At 64.2% G+C, this 25,013-nt stretch carries 16 protein-coding genes; 10 read left to right on the top strand and 6 right to left on the bottom strand.

Annotated features, from left to right (window positions below; translation table 11 throughout):
• Nucleotides 1-340 precede the first annotated feature (340 nt).
• The 7 genes from OPU69_RS11665 to OPU69_RS11635 all read left to right on the top strand — a co-directional run bounded on the left by OPU69_RS11665 (nucleotide 341) and on the right by OPU69_RS11635 (nucleotide 11,824).
• Complete coding sequence (locus OPU69_RS11665) at nucleotides 341-3,190, top strand: TonB-dependent receptor plug domain-containing protein (protein WP_197421677.1); 2,850 nt, start codon at nucleotides 341-343, stop codon at nucleotides 3,188-3,190.
• A gap of 139 nt (nucleotides 3,191-3,329) precedes the next feature.
• Nucleotides 3,330-5,513 (top strand): S9 family peptidase, encoded by a 2,184-nt coding sequence (locus OPU69_RS11660; protein WP_498511206.1) that lies wholly within the window; start codon nucleotides 3,330-3,332, stop codon nucleotides 5,511-5,513.
• A gap of 1 nt (nucleotide 5,514) precedes the next feature.
• Nucleotides 5,515-7,188: a DUF885 family protein gene (locus OPU69_RS11655; RefSeq protein WP_498511204.1), complete on the top strand. Its 1,674-nt coding sequence runs from the start codon at nucleotides 5,515-5,517 to the stop codon at nucleotides 7,186-7,188.
• A gap of 9 nt (nucleotides 7,189-7,197) precedes the next feature.
• Complete coding sequence (locus OPU69_RS11650) at nucleotides 7,198-7,677, top strand: DUF3830 family protein (RefSeq protein WP_498511202.1); 480 nt, start codon at nucleotides 7,198-7,200, stop codon at nucleotides 7,675-7,677.
• Nucleotides 7,678-7,690: 13 nt separating this feature from the next.
• Nucleotides 7,691-8,590, top strand: coding sequence for a bile acid:sodium symporter family protein (locus tag OPU69_RS11645; RefSeq protein ID WP_498511200.1), 900 nt, complete (start codon nucleotides 7,691-7,693; stop codon nucleotides 8,588-8,590).
• Between the two features lie 147 nt (nucleotides 8,591-8,737).
• Nucleotides 8,738-10,039 (top strand): NAD(P)/FAD-dependent oxidoreductase, encoded by a 1,302-nt coding sequence (locus OPU69_RS11640; protein WP_498511198.1) that lies wholly within the window; start codon nucleotides 8,738-8,740, stop codon nucleotides 10,037-10,039.
• A gap of 147 nt (nucleotides 10,040-10,186) precedes the next feature.
• A complete protein-coding gene (locus tag OPU69_RS11635) occupies nucleotides 10,187-11,824 on the top strand; it encodes a DUF885 domain-containing protein (protein ID WP_498511196.1) in 1,638 nt (545 codons plus the stop codon).
• 7 nt (nucleotides 11,825-11,831) lie between these two features.
• Here the strand turns inward: OPU69_RS11635 and OPU69_RS11630 are convergent, their stop codons facing one another.
• Nucleotides 11,832-13,595 (bottom strand): tetratricopeptide repeat protein, encoded by a 1,764-nt coding sequence (locus OPU69_RS11630; RefSeq protein WP_498511194.1) that lies wholly within the window; start codon nucleotides 13,593-13,595, stop codon nucleotides 11,832-11,834.
• A 201-nt stretch (nucleotides 13,596-13,796) separates the two neighbouring features.
• Complete coding sequence (locus OPU69_RS11625) at nucleotides 13,797-14,318, bottom strand: MarR family winged helix-turn-helix transcriptional regulator (protein ID WP_060978354.1); 522 nt, start codon at nucleotides 14,316-14,318, stop codon at nucleotides 13,797-13,799.
• A 348-nt stretch (nucleotides 14,319-14,666) separates the two neighbouring features.
• On the opposite strand from OPU69_RS11625, the gene OPU69_RS11620 reads away from it, so the two are divergent.
• The 3 genes from OPU69_RS11620 (at nucleotide 14,667) to OPU69_RS11610 (ending at nucleotide 19,012) form a co-directional block, all read left to right on the top strand.
• Nucleotides 14,667-15,989 carry a M24 family metallopeptidase gene (locus tag OPU69_RS11620; protein WP_498511191.1) on the top strand — a complete coding sequence of 441 codons (1,323 nt, stop codon included), beginning with the start codon at nucleotides 14,667-14,669 and terminating at the stop codon, nucleotides 15,987-15,989.
• A gap of 173 nt (nucleotides 15,990-16,162) precedes the next feature.
• Nucleotides 16,163-17,332: a pyridoxal phosphate-dependent aminotransferase gene (locus tag OPU69_RS11615; protein WP_060978355.1), complete on the top strand. Its 1,170-nt coding sequence runs from the start codon at nucleotides 16,163-16,165 to the stop codon at nucleotides 17,330-17,332.
• A 27-nt stretch (nucleotides 17,333-17,359) separates the two neighbouring features.
• Complete coding sequence (locus OPU69_RS11610; RefSeq protein WP_498511189.1) at nucleotides 17,360-19,012, top strand: DUF885 family protein; 1,653 nt, start codon at nucleotides 17,360-17,362, stop codon at nucleotides 19,010-19,012.
• 15 nt (nucleotides 19,013-19,027) lie between these two features.
• Here the strand turns inward: OPU69_RS11610 and OPU69_RS11605 are convergent, their stop codons facing one another.
• Genes OPU69_RS11605 through OPU69_RS11590 form a run of 4 tightly spaced genes read right to left on the bottom strand, consistent with a single transcriptional unit; the run spans nucleotide 19,028 to nucleotide 24,982 of the window.
• Nucleotides 19,028-20,164, bottom strand: a complete 1,137-nt coding sequence (locus OPU69_RS11605; protein ID WP_498511187.1) for a hybrid sensor histidine kinase/response regulator — start codon at nucleotides 20,162-20,164, stop codon at nucleotides 19,028-19,030.
• The gene (locus tag OPU69_RS11600; protein ID WP_498511185.1) at nucleotides 20,161-20,727 is read right to left on the bottom strand and encodes a chemotaxis protein CheB; all 567 of its coding nucleotides are present in this window, start codon (nucleotides 20,725-20,727) and stop codon (nucleotides 20,161-20,163) included. The genes OPU69_RS11605 and OPU69_RS11600 overlap by 4 nt, the downstream gene beginning before the upstream one ends.
• Nucleotides 20,724-21,548 (bottom strand): CheR family methyltransferase, encoded by an 825-nt coding sequence (locus OPU69_RS11595; RefSeq protein WP_060978379.1) that lies wholly within the window; start codon nucleotides 21,546-21,548, stop codon nucleotides 20,724-20,726. The genes OPU69_RS11600 and OPU69_RS11595 overlap by 4 nt, the downstream gene beginning before the upstream one ends.
• On the bottom strand, nucleotides 21,548-24,982 hold the full coding sequence (locus OPU69_RS11590) for a response regulator (RefSeq protein ID WP_498511183.1): 3,435 nt from the start codon (nucleotides 24,980-24,982) through the stop codon (nucleotides 21,548-21,550). The genes OPU69_RS11595 and OPU69_RS11590 overlap by 1 nt, the downstream gene beginning before the upstream one ends.
• Nucleotides 24,983-25,013: the final 31 nt, after the last annotated feature.

Raw genomic sequence — 25,013 nt, 5'->3', positions numbered from 1 at the left:
GCTTTCGGGGCAACGGTAGAACGGGTCTGGCGCAACAGGGAGCGCAAGTCACCGGATTCGCTTGCGATCCACTGCAGCAAGGCCGTTCGTCGAAGAAAATCCCACTTTTAACAATATCATGCTGATTGAACCGCACAGCGCTGCGAGCTTCGGAGCGGGAGGGGCTCGCAACCGAAAATTATGCAAACCGGCCCTGAAAGATATTTTTCTTCCAGGGCGATTGACGGCTTTGCGGCAATATGCTCAAAATCACGCAACTGTTCACGGGAATGATCGATCATCAGATCGGCGGTCGTGACGTTCGCAGGCGAGCGTTCATATCAGGGAGTTCAAAATGGTCATGAAGCGGGTTGGAATTCATCGGGCGGCATTGAAGTGCGGATCGGCACTGATGCTCACTCTGGCAGCGACGAGCGCGGCTTTCGCGCAGGATCAGGCGGCGGATCAGGAGCAGGCCGATGGCGAGGCGACCGATTCGATCGTCGTCACCGGTTCGCGCATTCCGCGCCCCGATGTCGAATCGAACAGCCCGGTCAACGTCATCGGCGAAGAGGAAATCAAGCTTTCGGTCACCGTCGAAAGCGAGCAGCTGCTCAACGCGCTGCCGCAGGCCGTGGCCGGACAGGGTGCGCAGTCGAACTCGGGCAACCTTTCGGCAACCGTCAACCTGCGCGGTCTGGGCGCCGTGCGCACGCTGGTGCTGCAGAACGGCCGCCGCATCGTCGGTGCGTCGCAGGACGGCGTGGTCGACTTGAACCTGATCCCGCCCTCGCTGGTGTCGCGGGTCGAGGTGGTGACCGGCGGCGCTTCGGCGGTCTATGGTTCGGACGCGATGGCCGGTGTCGTCAACTTCGTGATGAAGGATGATTTCGAGGGCTTCGAGGTCGGCGGCTTCTACGGCATCAGCGATGAAGGCGATGCCGCGCGCTACAATCTGGAATTCACCGCCGGCGGCAACTTCGCCGATGGCCGGGGCAATATCGTCTTCCACGGCAGCTATTTCGATCGCGCGCAGCTGGTTGGTGCCAAGCGCGACCATGCCATCGTGTTTCTGGCCGACGCGATCGTCAACGGCCAGCCGACGCTGGTGCCGGCGGGCAATGGCGTGACACCGCAGGGCACGATCTTCTCGCCGCAGCTGGTGGGTCTGCGCGACCGCGCGGGCACGGCGATCGGCACCGCAGGCATCTTCTTCGCGCCCGAAGGCTGGCGCGCCTATCGCACGTCGGACGGCTTCAACGACCGCGTGTTCACCAACCTGCAGATGCCGATGAAGCGCTTGCAGGCGTCGGTTCTGGGCCATTACGACATCAACGATTCTGTCACCGCGTTCTGGGAAGGCTCGTACGTCCAGAACAAGATCAACTCGACCCTGGGTGCGGTGCCGATGAGCAGCTCGGGCTTCATCCCCGGCTTCCAGCTCGATCTGCGCAACCCCTATCTCGATCCCAGCCTGCGCGAATTCCTGCGGGTGAACCTCGATCAGGACGGCAACAACCTGGTGCCGGTCAACATCAACCGCCGCCTGCTCGATGGCGGCAACCGCACCAGCGACCAGACCCGCGACTTCTATCGCATCGTGCTGGGCCTGAAGGGCGCGCTGACCGATCGCCTCAACTGGGAAGTCTTCTACAACCAGGGCGAGAACAAGATCGTCGACAAGCAGGGCGGGGGCGTGCTGATCGACAATTTCGCCAACAGCTTCCTGACCAACCCGGCCAATCCCTTCGATTGCGCCGTTGCCGATCCGCGCTGCGTCACCATCAATCCGTTCGGCTTCGGGTCGCTGACGCCCGAGATGCTGGCCTATATCTCGACCGACCTGACCAATATCACCAACCTCAAGCAGAGGCAGATCGGTGGTAGCGTTACCGGCACACTGTTCTCGCTGCCGGCGGGTGATGTCGGCATCTCGGTCGGCGCGGAATATCGCAAGGAAAGCTCGCAGTTCGATCCCGACCAGCTTTATGTCCAGGGCAAGGCGCTGTCGCGTTCGGCAGGTCTCAGCCCGACCGGCGGCTCGTTCGACGTCGCCGAGCTGTACGGCGAAGTCTATGTGCCGATCCTGGCCGACACCCCCGGCTTCGAGCTGCTGGCGTTCGAAGGCGGCGCGCGCTTCTCCGACTATTCGACCGCGGGCAAGGTCTATTCGTACAAGATGGGCGGTGAATGGTCGCCGTTCCGGGGCCTCAAGTTCCGCGGTCTCTACCAGCGTGCAGTGCGTGCGCCGAACGTGGTCGAATTGTTCTCGGGCGCGACCAACACCGCGCCGCAGGCGGTCGACTTCTGTAACGCGGATGCGGGACGCACCCAGGCGGAGCGCGACTTCTGCGTCAATTCGCTCGGCGTTCCGGCCAGCGTGATCAACGTCTTCCAGCAGGAAAACCAGCAGATCCGCGCTGTCACCGGCGGCAACCCGAACCTGCAGGAAGAAACGTCGGACACCTGGTCGGTCGGCGCGGTCATCCGCCCCGAATTCATCCCCGGCCTCCAGCTCACGATCGATTATTACAACATCAAGATCGACGACGCGATCGGATCGTTCGGTGGCGGCCTGCAGTCGGTGATCAACGCGTGCAACGCCAACCTTTCGCTGACCAACATCTTCTGCCAGCCGCTGCGCAACCGCACGCCTGACGGCCAGCTGATCGACGTGCCGCTGCTCAACGCCAATATCGCCAAGCTCGAGACCTCGGGCGTCGATTTCCGTCTCGACTATCGCTATCAGCTGCGGGAAGGCAGCAGCCTCAACTATTTCATTGCGGGCAGCTATCTGATCGAGGCGATCACGCAGGGCAGCCCGGTGGCCGCACCGGTCGACTGCGCCGGCTATATCGGCGGCGGCAGCTGCACCACGGCCAACCCGACCTGGCGCATCACGCAGCGTCTGACCTGGGATGTGGACAATTTCCAGATTTCGCTGCGTCACCGCTTCCTGCAGTCGACCAAGGATGGGCGCATTGCCGGGGCGATTGCGTCGGGCACGCCGGCTCCGCTGCTGGCGCGGCCCGAGACGGGCGACGTCCATTATTTCGACCTCAGCGCCAATCTCAACGTGACCGAGAAGTTCCGCTTCTACGCCTCGATCGACAATCTGCTCGATCGCGATCCGCCTTTCTATCTGTTCGAGCGCGAGACGTTCGATGCGATCGGACGGCGTTTCACGGTTGGCTTCACCGCCAACTTCTGATTGCTAGCGCAAGGGCCGCAGCGGCATCATGTCGCTGCGGCCTATGGGCCGCCTTGTTCGGCGGCAGATCCAGACTGGGGTTGGGTTGATGAAGCGGATGGGTGCGTTGCGGTCGGCCATGGCAATGGCGGCCTTGCTGATGGCGTCGACGGCAATGGCGCAGGATCGGCCCTGGCCGCATGCTCCGGTGCATGGTGGGGCGGAAGTCGCCGGAACCTCGCTGTCGATCGACGAGCTCTATCAGCCGAAGAGCCTGATCGGTACCTCGCCCGAAGGCTATAGCTGGTCGCGCGATGGCGGCACCGTTCTGTTCCTGTGGAACGACGAGGGCTACAGCTTCCGTGACATCTGGTCCTATTCGCCGCGCAGCGGCAAGAAGACGCGGCTGACCTTTCTGGGCCGTGACAGCAAGCCCGAGGCCGAAGCCAGGGGCATTGCCCAGGCGGTGATGCTCGACGATGGCCGCGTTGCCTTCACGATGGGCGGACAGCTGCATATCCGGTCCGCCGACGGCACCATCACGAAAGTCGAAAGCGACAAGCAGGCGATCCGCAAGCTCGTCCTCTCGCCCGATGGCAGGAGCCTGGCCTTTATCGCGGGCAATCCTTCCGACGCGCGCAACCGCGTCACCATCGGAGGGGTCCTCTGGGTGCGCCCGAGTGCCGCAACCGAGGACAAGGCCGCACGCCGCGTCGCCGGGTCGGACGATCCGAAAGTCTATATCGAGGACTATCACTGGTCCGAGGACGGCAAGGCGATCGCCTTCCAGCAGGCCGATGACCGCGCGATGCCCGAGCGTGACATCTTCTACCACGCCAAGGGCGAGCAGCAGAACAATCGCGTCATCCGCGCCTTTCCCGGCGACGAGACGACCAAAGCGAGCGTCGGCCATGTCGATCTGGCATCGGGCCAGATCCGCATGTTCGAGCGCCCTGATGCGAAGCACCATATCTGGGGCTTCGGCCTGTCCGGGAATGGAAAGAGGCTGTTCGTCAGCGGTTCGGACATGGAGGCCAAGGAGCACACCATCTATGTCTATGACGTGGCGACAGGTGCGCGCGAGACCTTCTACCAGCTGCGCGAGGACAAGCATCTGCGCCCCGACTGGCAGGTGACCTGGGCGCCGGGCGATGATGGCCTGATCATCCTCACCGATCGCGATGGCTGGCTGCATCTCTATCATCAGCTGGCCGCCGGACAGGCCCCGCGTCAGATCACCAGCGGCAAATGGGAAATCGCCAATTTTGAGGTCGATGCGGCGCGTGGTCAGATCTATTTCACCGCCAACAAATCCTATCTGTCCGACCGCCAGATCTATCGCGTGCCGGTGGCCGGCGGCGCAATCCAGCAGGTGAGCGGCGCAGCGGCGGGAACGCACGAGCCGGTCTATGGCCCTGGCTTCCGCCATATCGCCGACTGGTACAGCAATGACAGCACGCCGCCCGAGCTGTTCGTCATCGATACTGCAAAGCCCGCCAAACCCGTCCAGGTGACCAAGTCGCCCCAGCCCGAATTCTACAAACAGACCTGGGCGAATATCGGCTATGCCGAGTTCCCCAGCCATGTCGACGGGGTGAACCTCGTCGCGCGGGTCAGTCTGCCGGCCAATTACGATCCCGCGAAGAAATATCCGGTCATCGTCGGCTCGGTCTATTCGGATGCGGTGCGCAACCAATGGGGCGGCAGGCGCGCGCACCCGACCTGGGGTCTGGACCAGTATTTCGTCTCGCAGGGCTATATCGTGCTCAACGTCAACGTGCGTGGGTCATGGGGGCAGGGGCGCGACCACAACCAGACCCAGCTGCACAGCTATGGCGAGACCGATATCAACGATCTGGAAAGCGGCGTCCGCTTCCTGATCGAGAAGGGCTATGCTGACCCGAAGCGTATCGGCCTGTGGGGGTCCAGCTATGGCGGGCTGATGACGATCATGTCGCTGTCCAAGAAGCCGGGCGTCTATGCGGCGGGAATTGCGGGTGCGCCTGCGACCAATGTCTGGCATGCATACCCTGCGCAGATGTGGATCATGGGGCCGCCCGACGGTCCTGACATGCCCGCGCGCTACGAGGCGCAATCCGCGCTCTATCAGGCCAAGGGGATCAAGGATCCGCTGATGATCATTCACGGCACGCGCGATCCGGTGGTTCTCTATTCGGACACGATTGCGCTTGCCGAGCAGATGATCGACCGCGAGCAGATGTTCGAGCTGGTGACGCTGCCCGGCGGCAACCATGCCTGGGCCAGCGACAATCTTCGCCAGGCGCGCTTTGCGTTCAAGAAGATGGCCGAGTTCTTTGACCGCAATGTCAGGAACAGGAAATAAGATGCTGAAGACGTTCGTTTCTGCGGTTCTGACGGGTGTGATGCTGGCAGCGGCTCCGGCAGCGCTGGCGCAGGCCGAGGTGCAGCAGCTGGGGGCCGATTTCTGGGCCTGGCGCGCCACGACCCAGCCGGCCACCAGCGACGATATTCCGCGCATCGTGCGGCCCGAAGGCTGGACACCCGATTGGTCGCCCCGCGCCGTGGCAGAGCAGCGCAAGGCGCTCGCGAATTTCGAGGCCAAGTGGAAGGCACTGGCGGACAAACCGCAGACCGTCAGCGAGAAGGTCGATTACCGGCTTGTCGGTTCGGCGCTGTCGCGCGTCCACTGGGAGCTCGACCATGTTGCCGCGTGGCGGCGCCAGCCGCATTTCTATGTTGCACAGGCGCTGGGTCCGGTGTTCGAGATACTGCTGCCGCCGCCGCCGGTGGAAGCCGCACGGGTCGAACAGGTCATCCGGCTGCTCGACAACGCGCCTGCGGTGCTGGCAGCGGGCCAGGCCAATCTCGACGACATGCGGGGGCCCTTTGTCGATGCGGCGCTGGCGCAGATCGCGATCGTCCCGGACAGCCTGAAAGGCATGGCGAGCGGCCTTGCGCCTCACGCAAATGCCGGGCAGCGCAAGCGGCTCGACGCCGCCGTGGCCAAGTCGATCAAGGCGTTCGCCGCATTCGAAACCTTTCTCAAAAATCGTCGCGAGGCATTGCCCAGCCAGACGGCGGTGGGGGGAGAGAGCTATCGCTTTTTCCTGAGCAACGTAGCTCTCTACCCCTATACGCCCGAACAGCTTGCCCAGATGGGGCGACAGGAATGGACCCGTTCGGTGCTGTTCGAGGAGCTCGAGCGCAACCGCAATGCGGGCATGGCAGAGCTGCCGATCGGCGCTTCGATCGATGCCGTGGTGACCAAGCTTGCTTCGGACGAGAGCGATATTCGTGCGTTCCTCAAGGACAAGCGGCTGCTGACCGTCCCCGACTGGGCCGGGCATTACAACGCGCTGCCGTTTCCGGCCTATCTTGCGCCGATCGGGTGGTTGGGGCGCACCTTCGATCTCACCGACCGTACGCGTGTGGGGCAGAACGCGACGGTCTATCTGCCCGATCCGTCGCCCAATCTCGGCTATTTCAACCTTTCGATCGCGCGCGATCCCAGGCCGATCATCGTGCATGAAGGTGTGCCGGGGCATTTCTTCCAGCTCACCTTGGGGTGGAAGCACCCCAATCCGTTGCGCCGTCATTATTATGACAGCGGGGCCAACGAGGGGACGGGCTTCTATGCCGAAGAGATGATGCTGCAGGCAGGGCTCTGGGACAATGCGCCCAAGACACGCGAGATCATCTACAATTTTGCCCGCCTGCGCGCGCTGCGCGTCGAGGTCGACGTAAAGCTCGCCACCGGGGAATTCACTATCGACCAGGCCGCAGACTATCTGCAGGCGATGGTGCCGATGGACCGCGAAACCGCCGAAGAGGAAGCGACCTTCTTCGCCGCCGCGCCCGGCCAGGCGATCAGCTATCAGATCGGCAAGATCCAGACGGCCGAGTTCCTCGCCGAGGCGCGGGTGCGCGAGGGCAAGGCGTTCGATCTCAAGCGGTTTCACGACTTTCTGTGGCTGAACGGCAATGTGCCGATCGCGCTGCAGAAGGAAGAATATCTGGCCATGGTCGCAGGGAAATAGGGGAGCGATATGCGCATCATCAAACTGGTCGAGCCGCAATCGGGCCTGTCCGCCCGCTGCCGGTTGCTCGATGACGCCGCGCCGGTTTCGGCGGCGTTCCTGTGGGACTTGGCCGAGCGCAAGGCCGGGTTCGAGGCGATGCACGCGATCTGGACCGGGCCCGAAATCTCGGTGCCGATGCCAGCGAGCACCCTGCCGCAGGGCATGGCGCAGCCCGCCATCCCAGCGGAGAACGCCACTTCCTATCCGGAGGCAGGCGACATCGTCCTGGCCTATCTTGCCGCCGGCAGCACCAAGGGACTGCCGCCGGGCGATTTCTATGACATCGGCCTGTTCTACGGTTCCGGCGGCCGCCTGCTGATGCCCTTTGGCTGGATCCAGGCCAATGTCTGCGCGCGCATCCTCGACGAGGATCTCGCCAAGGCGCAGGCCGATTGCCGTGCCATCCGCCGCAACGGCGCGTGCACGCTGTCGCTCGAAACCGCCTGAGGACAGCGCGCCCATGACCTATGCCGATCTCATGGCCCTGCTGGGCAACTGGCTGCTTCCCGGATCGCTGATCGCGATCATGGCCTCGATGGGCCTGTCGCTGACGGCAGACGATTTCCGCCAGGTGTTCCGCAACCGCCGCGCGCTGATCTTCGGTGTGTGCTCGATGCTGATCGTGCCACCGGCGATCGGCCTCACGCTTGCACTGACCGTCGCGCCGACGGCCGCGCTCGCGGTCGGCTTCGTGCTGCTGGCGACCACGCCGGGGGGCATGCTGTCGAACCTGTTCACCGACATGGCCAAGGGCGATCTGGCCCTCTCGATGTCGATGACGCTGATCCTCAGCATGATCTACATCTTCGTCGTGCCCTTCTATGCGCATTTCGCGCTGCTGCACTTCATGGGGCTCGAAGCCGATGTGAACGTGCCGCTCGCTTCGTTCTTCTGGGATATTTTCTCGATCACCGTGCTGCCGGCTGCCACCGGCTTTGCGGTGCGCGCATGGCAGCCCGGCTTTGCCCTGTGGTTCAAGCGCTATCTGAAGAATATCGCCACGATCGTGCTGTTCAGCTCGTTTGCGGTGATCCTTTACGACCAGGTGCCGGTGCTGCGCGAAAATCTGGGGGCGCTGTTCTGGATCACCGTCGCGCTCAACGTGTTGATGGTCGCGGTGGTGATGACCATCGTGCGCTTTGCCGGCTTCACCCATCGTGAGAACGTCGCGATCGGCATCGAGCATCTGATGCGGCAGGAAGGCACCGCGATCTTCATCGCCGTGTCGATCGTCGGCAATAACGAGATGTCGCTGCCGATGATCATGAACACACCGGTCGCGCTGTGCGTCGTGCTCGCCTTTGTCGCCGTCGCGCGGCGTGTCGGCCCCGGGCCCGAACGACAACCTGCCACCGTCTGACCGTTTCGACCTTTTCACCGCCCTCGACTGGGCGAACAGGATAGTTGCCACCATGAACCTGATCCCATCGGCAGGCTTGAAGCGGGACATTCGCTTGTCCGCGCCTGCCGTGATCCACTCTGCCGCCAAGCTGTCGGAACGGCTGTGATGCAATATCAGCCCATTTCCCCACGCCGACGCCCGAAAGGCCTGACCAGCGCTGTCTGGACCGCCAATGCTGCGCCTGCGCCGCAGGTCGACAGCCTGGTCGGCGTCCACGATGTCGATGTGCTGGTCATCGGCGGCGGCATTGCCGGAATGACGACGGCACTGCATCTGGCCGAGCACGATGTCGATGTCGCGCTGATCGAGGCGGGACAGTTCGGCGATGGCGCCACCGGGCAGAGCGGCGGCATCATCGCGCCCGATTATATCCGACATACACCCGAGACGATCCGCGAGGTGCTGGGCGAGGCGGCAGGCGAGCGGCTGACCGACATGATCGGCCGATCGGGTGCGCATGTCTTCGATCTGATTCGGCAGAACGAGATCGAATGCGACATGCATCAGGACGGGTTCTACACGCCTGCGCATACCGAGGCGCTGGCCCAGCAGCAGCGTGACATGGCTCGGCAGTGGCAGGCGCGCGGCCACCGGGTCAGCTTTGTCGACGGCAGCCAGACCCGGGCCCTGTTCGGCACCGATCGCTATTGCGGGGCGCTGCGCTTCGAGGATGGCGGCGGGCTCAACCCCCTGGCATTCGTGCGCGGGCTCGCGCATGTCGCGATCCGGCGCGGCGCCAAGCTCTATGCGAACAGCCCCGTGCGGCAGCTCGAACGCAAGCAGGGGCAGTGGCTATGCTATACCGCCAGCGGCACGATGCGTGCGCGGCGCGTGGTGCTGGCGGCCAATGGCGGCAATGCCGCGCTGCATCCGGCGATGCGCCGGACCTCGCTGCCGCTCAATGTCTTCCAGTTTGCCTCGATGCCGCTCGATCCCGCGCAGCGCCAGGTGATCCTGCCGCGCGGCGGGGCGTTTACCGACAAGATGCCCTATCTCTTCACGGCCCGGCTCGACGGGCTCGGCCATCTCGTTTCCGCCTTCCCGATGTCGTTCGCGGTCAATGGCGAGAAGGCCTTGTATCGCGAGGCCAAGCGGCGGCTGAAACAGTATTTTCCCGCCATGCCCGATCCGCAGATCGATTATCTCTGGCACGGCCTTGCCTGGGTGAACACCTCGTTTCTGCCCGAAATCTACGATCTGGGTGACGATGCCATCGCGATCCAGGCCTGCAATGGGCGCGGCCTCGCGACCAACACGGTAATCGGATCGGAAGTTGCGACCATGCTTGCGACCGGTGACGCGGGTGCGCTGTCGGTTCGTCCGCGCGCGCCGGTGCCGGTGCGGTTCCATGCCGGTGCATCGCTGCTGCCCAGGTTGCTGATGTCGATGGCCTATCTTACCAATTGAGTTCCATGCGCCTTTCACCCTCCCTTGATGGAAGGCCATGGCCGGTCGGGGCGCGGGCAGGTCGATTGGCCCGCGCCCTGGCCATCGCAGGCGCCGCCTGGCTGGCCTGCGGATCGGTGTCGGCACAGCCGGCATTCGCCGATATCGTTGCACAGTACGAACGCTTTTCCGCCGATCATCCGATGGAGGCCGGGCGATCCGACCCTGCGCGCGCGCGAAGGCTGGCCCGACGAGACTCTCGAGGGCATGGCCCGGCGGCGGGCTGCGCTGCTGGACCTGGCCGAGCAACTCGACAGGCTGGATGACGCCGCGCTCACCGAGGCAGAGCGGACCGACCGTCGCTATCTGCGAGCGCTGATCGGGTGGCGGATCGAGGGCATCGATTTTGGCGAGCGCCGCTTTGCCTTTGTCGCGCACGAAGGCTTCTACAACACGCCCTATGCCGTGGCACGCGGGCTCGACATCCGGTCGCAAGCCGATGCACGCGCTTGGGTGCAGCGGATGCGCGGCATCACCCGCTATTTTGCCGAGCAGCGCGCCAATCTCGAGCGCGGCGTGGCCACGGGCTGGACCAATCCGGCCCCGGTGATCGACGTCGCGGTCGCCATATTGCGCAAGCAGATCGCGGTGCCGATCGCCGACGATCCGATGCTCGGCCCGCTCAAGGCCTATCCCGCGCTCCTCGCCGAGGCGCAGGCGCTGATCGGCAGCGACATCCGTCCGGCACAGATTGCAATGCTCGCCTATATCGACGGACCCTATCGGACGGCGGCACGCAAGGAGCTGGGCATCGCAGCGGTGCCGGGCGGGCGGGCCTATTATGATTTCCTGCTGCGCTATTACACGACGACCGATCTTTCGGCCGAAGAGATCCACGCGCTTGGGCTGGCCGAGGTCGAGCGCATTCGCGGCGAGATGGACAAGGTCATCGCCGCGACCGGTTTTACCGGGAGCTTTGCCGAGTGGCTGCGCTTCCTGCGCACCGATCCGCGCTTTTATGCGACCAGTCGCGAGGGGCTGATCGAGAAATATGCGGCGGCTTCCAAACGGATCGATGGCGTGCTGCCGCGCTATTTCTCGGTCCTGCCGCGACAGCCATTCACCATCGTGCCGGTCCCGCCAGAGCTCGAAGAGGGTTATACCACCGCGCGCGGCGGTGGCGGCGGCGATTTCGCCAAGGGCTTTGCCGGAACGTTCGTCGTCAACACCTCGCATCTCGACCAGCGCCCGCTCTACGAGGTCCCGGCGCTCAGCCTGCACGAGGCGGCCCCTGGCCATCACACCCATGGCGCGCTGACCAACGAGAACGCGGCGCTGCCCTCGTTCCGCCGCGCGCGCGATCTGCTCGCCTTTCGCGAGGGCTGGGCGCTCTATGCCGAGCGCCTGGGGCACGAAATGGGGGTATATCGCGACGGCTATGAGGCGTTCGGCAGCCTGTCGACCGAGATGTGGCGCGCCTGCCGGATGGTGGTCGATACCGGCATCCATGTCATGGGTTGGGACTATGCCCGCGCGCGCCGATGCTTCGAGGAGAATACCGCGCTCGCCGACATCAATATCGACAGCGAGCTCGCGCGCTATATCGGTGCGCCCGCCGGGGCGGTCGCCTACAAGGTCGGGGAATTGCGCATCATCGCGATGCGCGCGCGGGCGGAAAAGGCGCTGGGGGCGCGGTTCGACATCCGCGCGTTCCATGACCTCATTCTCGCGCAGGGCCAGTTGCCGATGACCCTGCTCGAACAGACGGTCGATCGCTGGATCGCTCAGCAGGCCGTAGGGCGCTGATCCGCCCTCAGCTGGACGGGACGATATCGAAGGCGATGGTGGTGCGGTGCTGCGTGTCCTCAAAGGGCACGGTGCCGTGATAGAAATAGGACGGAAACAATACCAGCAGGCTAGGCTCGGGGCGGACCATGTGGAGGATCTGCTCGCGGTCGCCCAGGTTCAGTCCGGTCTCGCCGAACTTGAGCCAGCCGCTCTGCCCGTCGCCGACCGCAGGCGGCACCGCGACATAATAGACCGCGCTGATCCAGCCTTCGGGATGGATATGGTTGCTGTGATGACCGCCGCTCGACAGCCGCACCGACCAGGAGCCTGAAAAGGCAAAGCCGCCGGATTTGCGGGCGAGGAACGGATGGCTGGGGTCGTCGGGCAGCGCGGCGATATGGCGCTCCACCGCCTGGCGGATCATTGCGCGCACCGTCACGATCTCGGGCAGTTCGCGCGCGAAAAGGTCGTCGGTGGTCTGCGTGCCGCCGCGCAGCGTCTGTTCGAGCGGCGCGGAGCGGGCCTTGTGCAGCGTGCCCAGCGCCGCATCGAGCGCGCGGTTGAAGGCGGGGGCATCGCCACCGGGCGGCGTCAGCATCGCGGTGCCGATCAGCCCGAGATCGATCAGCCAGTGGAATCGCGCGTCTCCGGTCAGCCGCCAGCTCAGGCCTTGCAGCGCCAGCGCCTGCTGGTCGTGCGCCTCATCGTCGAGCCGGGTCGCGATGCGCTGCATCGCCTCGCCGATCCGGTCAGTGATGATCAGGCAGCGCCCCGATTCGCGCAGGGTGGGCGGGTGGCGCGGCTCGATTTGCAGAGCAGCGTCGAAAGCCGCAAAGGCGCGATCGGGTTCGCCGCAAGACCAGCATGCCTGGCCGAGCCGAAAGCGCAGGTCGGCCCCCCCGATGCCTCGCGCCGCCGGATCGGCCAGCAGTGCTGCCGCTGCCCGAGCCTCTCCCGCCAGTGTCAGACGCTCCGCCAGCCCGCACAGCAATCCAGCGTCGTCCGGGGCCTCCACCAATGCATCGCGGTAGCTGGCAACATGACCGACGTGATCGCCTTGCTGCCAGAGCAGGCGGCTGAGCGAATCGTGCAGATCGGCATCGCTGGGGGTCAGCGCGATGGCGCACCGATAGGCGGCGGCCGCGTCTGCCACCCGTCCCAGATCCTGCAGGCAATGGCCGCGGTTATAATGAATGCGCGGATCATCGGGGGATAGTGCGGCGCTGCGATCGAACAGCGGCAGAGCTTCTTCGGGGCGCCCCACGAGCCGCAGCGCGACGGCCAGATTGTGCAACCAAGGGCCGTGATCCGGCCGAAGCGCCAGGGCGCTGCCATAGGCCATGACCGCCTGCGCCTGATCGCCCATCGCAGCAAGTGCCTGGCCCAGCACGGCCCAAGCGCGGGCCGAGCCAGGCTGCGCGCGCAACAGGGCCGCCATATGCCCCGCCGCTTGCGATGCCCTGCCGAGCGCGATCAGCGCGAGCGCACGGTTAATATCGGCATCGGCATAATCGGGCTCGAGCGCGAGCGCCTTGCCATAGGCCTCCAGCGCCGCTTCCTGCTGGCCCGCCGCCGCACAGGCATTGCCCAGATTGTTGAGAACATGGGGCTGGCGCGGCTCGATGGCCAGCGATTGCCGGAACAAGGCGATTGCCGCAGGCTGGTCGCCCCGCTGGCGCGCCAGCATGCCGAGCAGTTGCAGCACGTCGGGATCGCGAGGCGCTGTCGTGCGCAGATGCTCGAGCAGGGCCTGTGCCTCTTCGAGCCTGCCGGACCGCGCCGATGCCATGGCCCGCGCGAGCGCATTAGGGTCGGCACGCGATGATCGTGTCTGTTGCAAACTCGTTTCCGCCGCTGCTTGCCCTGGCATCTCGGGTCGTGCGAGCAGGAACAGCAGCTTTGATTGCACCGGTCAACGGCTTCACAGCAAGAATCACATGCAAATGCACATGATTCGGTCGGCCAGGGTCGCGGCCGAACCGAGCGGTGGCTATTCGATCGGCAGCTTGCTGAGATTATCGCTGATCTTCTTGAGTGTCCGAAGCAGGTGCGCGATGTCGCGGTTGCTGATGCCCACCATCGCGCGCGAGAATTGGCGTCCTACGATCGGGGTCAGCTTGCGCAGCGTCTGCTGGCCGGCGGGGGTCAGCGTGACTTCGGTGATCCGGTTGTCTTCGGGATTGGGCTCGGTCGAGACGAGCCCCTGCTCGACCATGCGATCGATGATCCGGCTGATCGTCGATCTTTTGGTGAGCGCCGCCTCGGCAATCGCCCCGATGCTGGCGGGCTGCTGTTCGCGCAATACTGTCATCACGCGATAGATAGGCTTGGACACGCCATGCTTGTGCAGCACCTTGTCCATGTCTTCGTGATATTTGAAATCGGCATGCGCCATCAGATAGAAGGGCGAGTTTTCCAGGCGGAATGTCGGGTTGCTCGGGTCATATTCGCCGCGATTTTCCACCTGCTCCCCTTCCTGACGTACCGTTGCTGCTGCCGAGCTTGCGTTCATGTTTTCTCAAAAGCCTCGATTGATCAAGCGGTTCCATCGCAACGGACCGCCAAGGGGATCGAACTAGCCGAATACATGTGTATTTGCACTGAGTTATGACAGCCGTGTGGAAGAAAATGCCTGTCGCTGCCAATAGTTTTGTTGCTGGCAGGGCGGCTGCAGCCCCAATGCTGCAAGCCGTTCACGCCCCTTGGGCCGGAGCGATCGTGAACCGCTGCATCCTCGGTCGGTGTCAGCGGGACGAGTCCGCGCAATAAAATTGACAAAAATCGTGTGAAGTTGAATATATCTGTGGTGACGGGTGGGGCAGGCGACAGGTTCTGACCCAGCAGGCTGGAGGAGATGCGCATGGCGTTCGGACGGTGGGGACTGGGTTTTGGCGCTGCAGCGGTGCTGCTGGCTGTGGCGACGCCTGCAACCGCGCAGGAAGCCCGCCAGCGCTGGGAACAGCTGTGCCAGATTCGCAAGGACAAGCTCGACCTGATTCTGCCCGAAGCGATGCGCGAAAACCGAATCGACATGTGGATCGTCGCCTCGCGCGAAGGGCATGACGATCCCAATGCGATGCTGCTGGGTGGCGGCTATGTTGGCGATATCGGCTATTATGTGTTCACCGATCACGGCGAGGGGCGGATCGAGCGGACCGCGTTCGGCATCGGCGGTGCGGCCTTCGATCAGTGTCCGCTTTATGATCTGCGCAAGTCGCCCGCGGACCTCAAGGCATTCATCGCCGAGCGCAATCCGACGCGGATCGGCGTCAATATCGCCTCCGAAATCGGTACGGCCGACGGCCTCAGCCATTCGCTTCACCAGAAGCTCGTCGAAACGCTGGGGCCGGAACTGGCGCAGCGGCTCGTCCCGGCGGAAAAGCTCGTGTCCGATTTCCGCTCGCGCCATGCCGCCAGCGAAATCGCGGCCTTTGCCCGCGCGGGCGAATTCTCGCGCACCATTGCCGAGCGCGCGCTCTCGAACGAGGTGATAACGCCGGGCAAGACCACCACGGGCGAGGTCGCCTGGTGGATGATGGAGGAACTGCACAAGCAGGGCCTGGGCAACAGCTTCGGCATCCCCAGCATCTACATTCTTGGCCCCGGTCCGCGCGGACCCGTGTCGGGTGATCATGTCATCCAGCATGGCGACCTGATCACGATGGACTGGGGGGTGAATTTCCTGACCGCCTATACCGACATGAAGCGCATGGCCTATGTGCTGAAGCCCGGCGAGAATGCGCCGCCCCCCGGCGTCCAGCGCGCCTTCGACAAGGCGCGCGAGGTCCGCCAGATGATCCTCGAGGTGATCCGCCCCGGCGTCACCGCAGGCGATGCGCTGGCAGCGGTCAACCGGCGCGTGGCCGAGACCCCCGGCCTCGCGCTGGGCAAATATGACGATCCAGTGGCCGATCCCAAGGTGTCCGATGTGGTGATTGGCAGCCATTCGGTGGGCGATCTGGGGCACGGATCGGGCCCGTCGATGGCCGAATTCAATCCGCTGCGGATGACCTATGCGCTGCGGCCCGGCAATTTCCTGTCGATCGAGCTGTTTCTCTACACGCCCGTACCCGAATGGGGCACGCGCAAGATCAAGATTCCGCTCGAGGACAATGGCATGGTGACCGAGCGCGGCTTCGAATGGACGGCGCCGCCGAACAATCGCATCCTGTTGATCAAGTGAAGCGACCGCGCGCACGGGGCTTTTGCGACGACGTGCCCACCGCCGTTCTGCGTGCGCAGCCGCGGGCCGCTTGCGAACCGCCGGACCGGAATATCGCTTCGGGCGAAGTTAAAGCTTGAAATGTTACATATCACGCAATTATGCATATGTCTGCACAGCAGCGGAGAGCAAGAATGAAATGGCCGGCACAGCGCCTCGCATCGGGATCGAAGAAGAGCTTCGGCATGTACGACGAGGCTGCGAAACTCGACGCTGCGGGGGTTGATCTCATCCATCTGGAATTCGGGCGGCCGCATGCCGATACGCCCGACCATATCAAGCAGGCGACCAAGGCCGCGCTCGACGCTGGCATAGTCCATTATGGCGATTTTCGCGGCACGCTCTCCTTCCGCCAGGCGCTGGTGAAGAAACTGCGCGATTTCAACAAGCTCGATTACGGCGTCGATGAGGTGCTGGTGACCAACGGGCTCACCCATGCCTCGTTTGCAGCGTTCATGGCCGCGATCGATCCGGGCGACGAGGTGATCCTGCTCGATCCCTATTATCCGCAGCATATCGGCAAGACCCAGCTTGCAGGCGGCAAGGTGGTGATCGCGCATCTCGACAAGGCCAACGGCTTTGCCATTACGAAAGAGGCGATCGCCGCCAAGATTACCGGCAGGACGCGGATGATCGTGCTGATCAACCCGGCCAATCCTACGGGGCGCGTCTATACGCGCGAAGAGCTTCAGCATGTCGCCGATCTGGCGATCGAGCATGACCTGCTCGTGCTTTCGGACGAGGTGTACGAATACATCACCTATGACGGGGCGGAGCATATCAGCATCGCCAGCCTGCCGGGCATGCGCGAGCGGACAATTACCTGCTTCGCTTTCACCAAGGCCTATTCGATGGATGGCTGGCGCGTGGGCTATGTGACCGCCGATGCGCGGCTGATGCCCGCGATTCTGACCATCGCGATGACCGACGTCACCCATGTCAACGTGTTCGTGCAGGAAGGTGCGCGCGCAGCTATCGAAGGGCCGCAGGAGCCGATGCTGGCGATGGTCGAGGCCGATCGGCGCAAGCGCGAAATCGTCGTGCAGGCGCTGAACCAGATGCCCGGCGTTACCTGCGCCGCGCCTGAGGCCACCATCTACGCCTTTCCCGATATCACCGGCACGGGCCGCAGCTCGCAGGATATCGCGATGGCGATCCTGCAGGAAGCGCATGTCGTGGTCGAGGCGGGAAGCTTTTACGGACCCGGCGGGGAAGGCCATCTGCGCGTCTGTTTCGGGTCCGAATCCGAGGCACGCATCGTCGAGGCGATGGAGCGCCTGGGGCGCTTCTTCAACGCACTTTAAGTCATCGTCATAACAGGGAGAGACAGGATGAAGCGGAACTGGCGTCACTGGGCTGCGCTGCTGGCGCTCCCGCTTCTGGCTCCGGTTGTCGCGCAGCCGGTCGCCGCGCAGACCGAGCAGCCCGCATCAGGCTATGCCGCGCTGCTGGCGCTCTACGACGAATTTCGCGCGCTGACGGTGCCCGAAATGACGCGCGGCGTGCCCGACTATACACCCGCTGCGATGCAGCGCCAGGCCGAGCGCCTGGCGGGCTTGCAGCAGCGGCTGCGCGCCATCGATGACAGCACCTGGCCCATCGCCGAGCGGGTCGATTACATGGTCGTGCTCGCGGAAATGCGCGGTATGGAATTCCAGCACCGCGTCATGCAGCCGTGGAGGCGCGATCCGGCCTTTTACAGCACGACCAATCTGGGTTTCGGCCCGAAGATGCACGGGGCGTTCGGCATTCCCGAGCTTCCGCTCAACGGCGACGCACTGGCGCGGTTCAGGGCCAGCCTCGAGGCGGTGCCTGCGGCGCTCCGCCAGGCGCGCATCAACCTGACCGATCCGCGCGGCGACCTCGCCCGGCTAGGGATCGTGCAGAAACAGGTCGAGATCAACGTGTTCGCAGAGCTTGCCGCGCGGGCGGCCAAGGTGCAGCCCGAGCTGGTGCCACCGGCGAAGCGGGCGCAGGCGGCGGCAGCGGAGTTCAAGGCCTGGCTCGAATCGATCGAGGCGGGGCTTCCGGCGCATGGCGGGGTCGGCAAGGAAAATTACGCCTGGTATCTCAAGAACGTCCTGCTGCTCCCCTATACGCCTGAAGAGGTCGAGACGATCGGCGAACGCGAATATCAGCGCCAGGTCGCGTTCCTCAAGATCGAGGAGCATCGCAACCGCGCCATCCCGATGCCCGAACCGGTGACGACGCGCGCCGCGTTCGATGCCAAGCGCAAGGCCGAGGATGAGCATCTGCTCAAGCAGTTGCGCGACGGCCAGTGGGTGACGATCCCCGATTATGTGCAGCACGATCCCGAAGAGGGGCCCTATGTGTTCCCGTTCGAGCGCGATCCTTCCAAGCCCGGCCTGTTCGACCCGCCGCTCAACCTGCATTTCTTCTTCCAGGCCGAATTTCGCGATGGCCTGCCGCTGCGGGCGCACAATCTGCCGGGGCACATGTTCGATGGTTTGCAAGCCGCGCGGGATACGCGTCCCGTACGCGGCAAGCCGCGACTGTTCTTCGTCAACGGGCTGCGCAACGAGGGCTGGGCCTTCTATCTGGAAGAGATGATCCTGCAGGCGGGCATGCTCGAGGATCGGCCCAAGACGCGCGAAATCGACTATATCCTGGGCGCCAAGCGCGCGGCGCGCGTGGTTCCTGAAATCCGCATGCAGGCCAATGAATGGACCTGGAAACAGGCGAATGAATCGCTGATCGCGCGCACGCCGAAATGGATGAAGCCGGGCGATGCGGTTGCGCAGTTCGATATCGAGCTGTACTTGCGCCAGCCCGGCTATGGCATCGGCTATTACATGGGCAAGGTGGAGCTGGAAAAGCTGCTCGCCGAGGTTGCGATGCAGCAGGGCGAGGCCTTCGACATCAAGGCGTTTCACGACCGTTTCCGCGCTGCGGGATCGATCCCGATCTCGCTGATCCGCTGGGAGATGACGGGCCGTGACGACGAGGTCCGGACGATGCGCTGACGCACCGCGTCCTGCTCAGGCCAGCGGCAGCCAGACCTCGAAGCTGCTGCCTTCGCCCGGCGCGCTGCGCGTGAGCAGGATGCGCCCGCCATGGAGTTCGACGAGCTGCTTGACGAGCGCCAGGCCGATCCCGAGGCCTTCCTGGTTCATCCGGCCATCGGGGGCGACCTGCGCGAAAATGTCGAAAATCCGTCCCTGCTGTTCCGGAGCGATGCCGATACCGTTATCGGCGATCTCGATCTTGGCCCAACGATCCTCTGACCTCAGGCTGACGCGAATATCACCGCCATTGGGGGTGTAGCGCGCGGCGTTGCTGATGAGGTTGCCCACGATCTGGGTGACGCGCGCGTGGTCGCCGCGCAGCCTGACCGGGTCATCGGGCAGTGCAAGGTGCAGGCGGTGCTCCGCCGAATCGATGATCGGCTGTACCGTTTCGATGGCAAAGCCGATGACGTCCTGCAGCAGCAGCTCTTCGTGCCGCAGCGAGATCTTGCCCTGCTCGATGCGCGAGATATCGAGCAGATCCTCGACCAGCCGGGTCATGTGGCCGAGGCTGCGGTTCATCGCGCTGCGGATTTCGGGAACCGCGTCGGTGCCTTCGCGCCGCTCGAGCAGCCTCAGCCCCGCGACCAGCGCCATGATCGGGTTGCGCAGCTCGTGCGCGAGCACCGCGAGAAAGCGGTTTTTCTGTGCGTCGGCCGCCTGCAGTTCGAGCCCCATCGCAGCAAGGCTGTCGCGCTGCTTTGCGATCTGGCGCCGTTGATTGTAGAGCTCAAAGAAGACGTTGGCCTTGGAGCGCAGGATATCGGGCTCAATCGGCTTCTGGATGAAGTCGACCGCGCCCGCCTCATAGCCGCGGAACCGCCGCGCGGTGTCGCCGCTGCCGGCGGTGACGAAGATGATCGGCACATGGCGCGAACGCTCGCTGCCGCGCATCAACTCGGCCAGCTCGAACCCGTCCATGCCCGGCATCTGCACGTCGAGCAGCGCCAGCGCATAGTCGTGGACCAGCAGCAGTTCGAGCGCCTCTTCGCCGCTCGATGCCTTGTGGCACTCCAGACTATCGGATTTGAGCAACGCTTCGAGCGCGACAAGATTTTCCGGCAGGTCGTCGACCAGCAGGCATTTGACGGGATCGTTGCTGGTGTTCATGCCGCAGCCCAATCGCGCAACTGGCGGACGATATGGGCAAAATGCATCGCCTGAGCCGTCGGGCAGGCGGCGAGCGCGGCGGACGGCATGGTCGAAACCTCGGCAGTGGCCGGGTCCTCGACCAGCGCGATCCCGCCCGCTGCGCCCACCGCCCTCAGGCCATCGGCACCGTCATGGTTCGCGCCGGTCAGCACGATGCCGGTCAGCGACGGGCCATAGGCATCGGCGGCGGATTCGAACAGGACGTCGATCGCCGGGCGCGAATGGTTGACCGGTTCTTCCGACGACAGCGCGAGCGTTCCGCCCTCCTCGACCAGCAGGTGGTAATCCGCAGGTGCAAAATAGATCGTGCCCCCCATCGCCTGTTCCTTGTCCTCGGCTTCCTTGACCTGAAGTGCGCATTTGGCGGCCAGCAGCTGGACCAGGGCATTGTCCCGGCGCGGCGGGACATGAACGACAACGAAAATGGGGCAGGGAAAGTTTCCCGGCAAGGCCGGAAGAATCTGCGACAGCGCCTGCACGCCGCCCGCCGATGCACCGATCACCACCGCCTTGCCGGTCATGCCAGGCTCCGCTGGTAGATTTTCTCTTCAGCGACGAACTCGCCGAACGCACCAGCATGCTCGCTGAAGCGCAGGCTCTCCTTCGAGCCCAACCCGAGAAATCCGCGCCGCGCAAGCGAGTCCTTGAACAGGCCGATCGCCCGGTTCTGCAACTCGCGGTTGAAATAGATCAGCACGTTGCGGCACGAAATCAGGTGCATCTCGCCGAACACGCTGTCGGTGACCAGGCTGTGGTCGGAAAACACGACCTGATTGCGCAGCGACTTGTCGAACACCGCGCGGCCATAATCGGCGGTATAATATTCGGACAGCGAGGTCAGGCCGCCCGCCTTCTGGTGGTTTTCGGTGAACAGCCGGATCTGCTCGAGCGGATAGACCCCGGCCTCGGCGGCCTTCAACGCATTGGGGTTGATGTCGGTCGCGTAGAACATCGTCTTGTGCGCGAGACCTTCCTCGCGAAACAGGATCGACAGCGAATACAGCTCCTCGCCATTGCTGCATCCGGCCACCCAGACCTTGAGCGAAGCATAGGTGCGCAGATGCGGGATCACCTTTTCGCGCAGCGCACGGAAATAGGAGGGGTCGCGGAACATCTCGCTGACCTGCACCGTGAGATAGTTCAGCAGGCGTGGCAGCATGGTGCGGTCATGCAGCACATCCGACTGCATCGCCGATATGCTGTCATAGCCCAATTGCTTGCGCGCATGCAGCAGCCGCCGCTTCAGTGAGGCGCGCGCATAATTGCGGAAGTCGTAATGATAGTGCTGGTATACCGCCTCGAGCAGCAGCTCGATCTCGATATCCTCGATATTCTCGGCCATCAGCGCGGCATCCACACGCGCACCAGAGACAGCAGCTTGTCGACATCGATGGGCTTGGCCATATAATCGTTTGCGCCGGCATCCAGGCAGTTCTGCTGATCGTCCGGCATGGCCTTGGCGGTGAGCATGATGATCGGCAGCTTCGCCCATTTCGCTTCGCTGCGGATCGTGCGCGCGGCGGTCAGCCCGTCCATTACCGGCATCATCACATCCATCAGCACCAGGTCGATCGCCTTGTCGGGATCCTCGCCCGCCGCTTCCAGCGCGGTGATCGCCTCCTGGCCGTTGCGCGCGATCTGCGTCACGACGCCCCGCGGCTCGAGTACGCTGGTCAGCGAATAGACGTTGCGCACGTCATCCTCGACGATGAGGATGCGACGACCCTCGAGCGCGGCATCGCGATGGCGGGCCTTCTCGATCATCTTGCGCTGTTCTGGCGGCAGATCGGCGACCACCTGGTGCAGGAACAGCGACACCTCGTCGAGCAGGCGCTCGGGGGACTTGGCGCCCTTGATGATGATCGAGCTCGAATAGCGCCGCAGCCGCTGCTCCTCGTCTGCCGTCAGCTCGCGCCCGGTATAGACGATCACCGGCGGGAAGGCATGGGCCTCGTCGGCGCTCAGTTCCTCGAGCACGGCAAAGCCTGAGGCATCGGGCAGCGACAGGTCGAGCACGACGCAGTCGAACGTCTCGTTGCGCAACCGCTCGAGGCAATCGGCGGCGGTGCCGACGCCCACGGTCTCGACATCCTGCGACTTGAGCAGCTGGCCGACCGCTTCGCGCTGCACGGCGTCGTCCTCGACAATCAGCACGCGGCGCATGCGCGAGGCAAGCTTGGCCTGAAGCGTCGCCAGCACTTCGGCCAGCTGGTCGCGCCGCGCCGGCTTGCCCAGAAAACCGACGGCGCCGAGCGCCAGTGCCGTCGGGCCCTGATCGGCGCCCGAGATGACGTGGATCGGGATGTGCCGCGTCTCGTCCCTGTGCTTGAGCTGGTCGAGCACGGTGAGGCCCGACTGGTCGGGCAGGCCGATATCGAGCACGATCGCGTGCGGGCGGTACTCGCCAGCAAGCGCGATCGCCTCCTGCGCGGTGCTGGCGACGATGCACTGGAAGCCCATTTCGCGCGAGAGGTCGCAAACGATGCCGGCAAAGGTCGCGTCGTCCTCGATCACCAGCAGCAGCTGTTTGCCTTCGGTCAGCGCAGCGCGGTCATCGGCAGCGACGCTCGGGACTGCGGCGGCGGGCCTTGCTGCGCGCGGCTTCGGAGCAGGGGCGGGCGAGGGCAGGGCGGGCGCTGCGACGGGTGCGAGCTGTCGCGCGGGCACCATCGCGGCGTCGTAGATGACGGGAATGGTGAGCGTGAAGCAGCTGCCTTCGCCGACCTTGCTTTCCAGGCTGATCTTGCCGCCGAGCAACCGCGCCAGCTCGCGCGAAATGGAGAGACCCAGCCCGGTGCCGCCATATTTGCGGCTGATCGTGCCATCGGCCTGCTGGAAGGCCTCGAAAATGCTGGCCTGCTGCTCCTTGGCGATACCGATGCCGGTATCGGCGACCTTGATCGCCAACCGGTCCTCGCCCACGGGGGAGAAGCTCAGCCGCACGCTGCCGCGCTCGGTGAACTTCAGCGCGTTCGACAGCAGGTTCTTGATCACCTGCTCGAGCCGCATCCGGTCGGTCTCGATCGTCACAGGGCAATTCGCATCGCGCTCGATCTCGAGCGCCAGACCCCGCTCGTCGGCAATGGGCTGGAAGACCTTCTGCATGTCGTTCGCCAGCCGCTCGGTCAGCACGGACGCAGGCTGGATCTCGATATGGCCTGCCTCGATCTTCGACAGGTCTAGAATGTCGTTGATCAGCACCAGCAGGTCGTTGCCCGCCGAATAGATGGTGCGCGCGAACTTGACCTGTTCCTCGGACAGACGCCCGTCGGGATTGTCGGCGAGCAGCTTCGACAGGATCAGCAGCGAGTTGAGCGGCGTGCGCAGCTCGTGGCTCATGTTCGCGAGGAAATCGGACTTGTACTGGCTTGCCTGTTCGAGCTCGCGCGCCTTCAACTGCAGCGCCGCCGAGGCGCGTTCGAGGTCGTCGCGCTGCGTTTCCAGCGCCTGCGCCTGTTCCTCGAGCTGGCTGTTGGTCTGTTCGAGCTCGACCTGCTGCAATTCGAGCCGCGCCTGCGTTTCGCGCAGCGCATTGCCCTGTTCCTCGAGCTCCTCGTTCGAAACGCGCAGCTCCTCGCTCTGCGCCTGCAGCTCGCCCGCCTGGCGTTGAGTCTCCTCCAGCGCATCCTGCAACCGGGTGCGGAACCGGGCGGAGCGCAGGGCAATACCGATCGATCCGCTCGACTGTTCGAGCAGCTCGAGCACCAGTTCGTCCACGGGCTCGAAAAAGCCGAGTTCGATGACGCCGTTGACGCGGTCGTCGGCCTTGGTCGGGGCGATCACGAGATGGCGCGGCACGTCGCTGCCAAGTGCCGAACCGATCGAGAGATAGCCCTGCGGAATATCGTTCAGCACGATCAGCTGACCATCGACCGCCGCCTTGCCGAGCAGGCCCTCGTTCAACGCAAAGCTGACAGGAACATCCGCTCCCTGTGCGACGCCGAGCATGCTGGCGCGATTGAAGCTCCCGCCTTCGCCCTTGAACAGCGCGGCCGCCCTGCTTCCGGTCTTGTCGGAAAGAAAGGCGAGAATGGCTGCGGCCAGGTCCTCGATCGACTTGTCCCCCATCATCGCGGCGGAGAGGTCGACCTGCGCCTGTTGCAGCCATTGCTGGCGTGCGCGCTGCCGCATGCTGTGTGCCATCAGCAGGAAGATGGCGATGGTCAGCGCAATGCCGGTCGCGCTCGTCACCACCGCGCTGACAATGGCGGTGTTCGAGGCAGCGGCCATCTGATCGATATTGGATTGGCGCTTGCGCAACTCTTCGCGCGACATGCTGGCGATTTGTGCACGAATGGCGTCCATCGCTGCCTTGCCACGGTCCGAATCCAGCGCAGCCAGCGCTGCATCCAGGCCCTGGTCGCGCCGCAGCCGGATCGTCGCATCAAGTTCGCGCAGCTTCTGCTCGACGTTCAGCTCGAGCTGAGCAATATTCTCTTCCTGCACGGGATCGCCCTGCATCAAGGCGGGCAGCACTTCCAGCTTGGCACGTGCCAGCGCAGCGCCCTCGACATAGGGTTCGAGATAGGCCTCGCGACCGGTCAGCAGATAGCCGCGCTGCCCCGTTTCGGCGTCCAGCGTCGCGGCCAGCATGTCGTCGAGCGCATTCAGTACCGTATGCGTCTTGCGGATCGCATTGTCACTCGCGCGCATGTTGGCGATGTTAAGATAGGCAATACCCGCGCTGAGCACGAAAAAGATGATGCCTGCGATCAGGCCGACGACCGCCCAGCGGTTCGCGGGGCCACTGGCGCGGGGAACGTTCCGGTTGGTCATGACGGCAGGGTGTCTCGCAGGGAAAGGCAGT

Source organism: Blastomonas sp. 34TW, assembly GCF_059803595.1.
The sequence above is the reverse complement of the archived record's forward strand: the minus strand, read 5'-3'. Positions and strand labels throughout refer to the sequence as shown.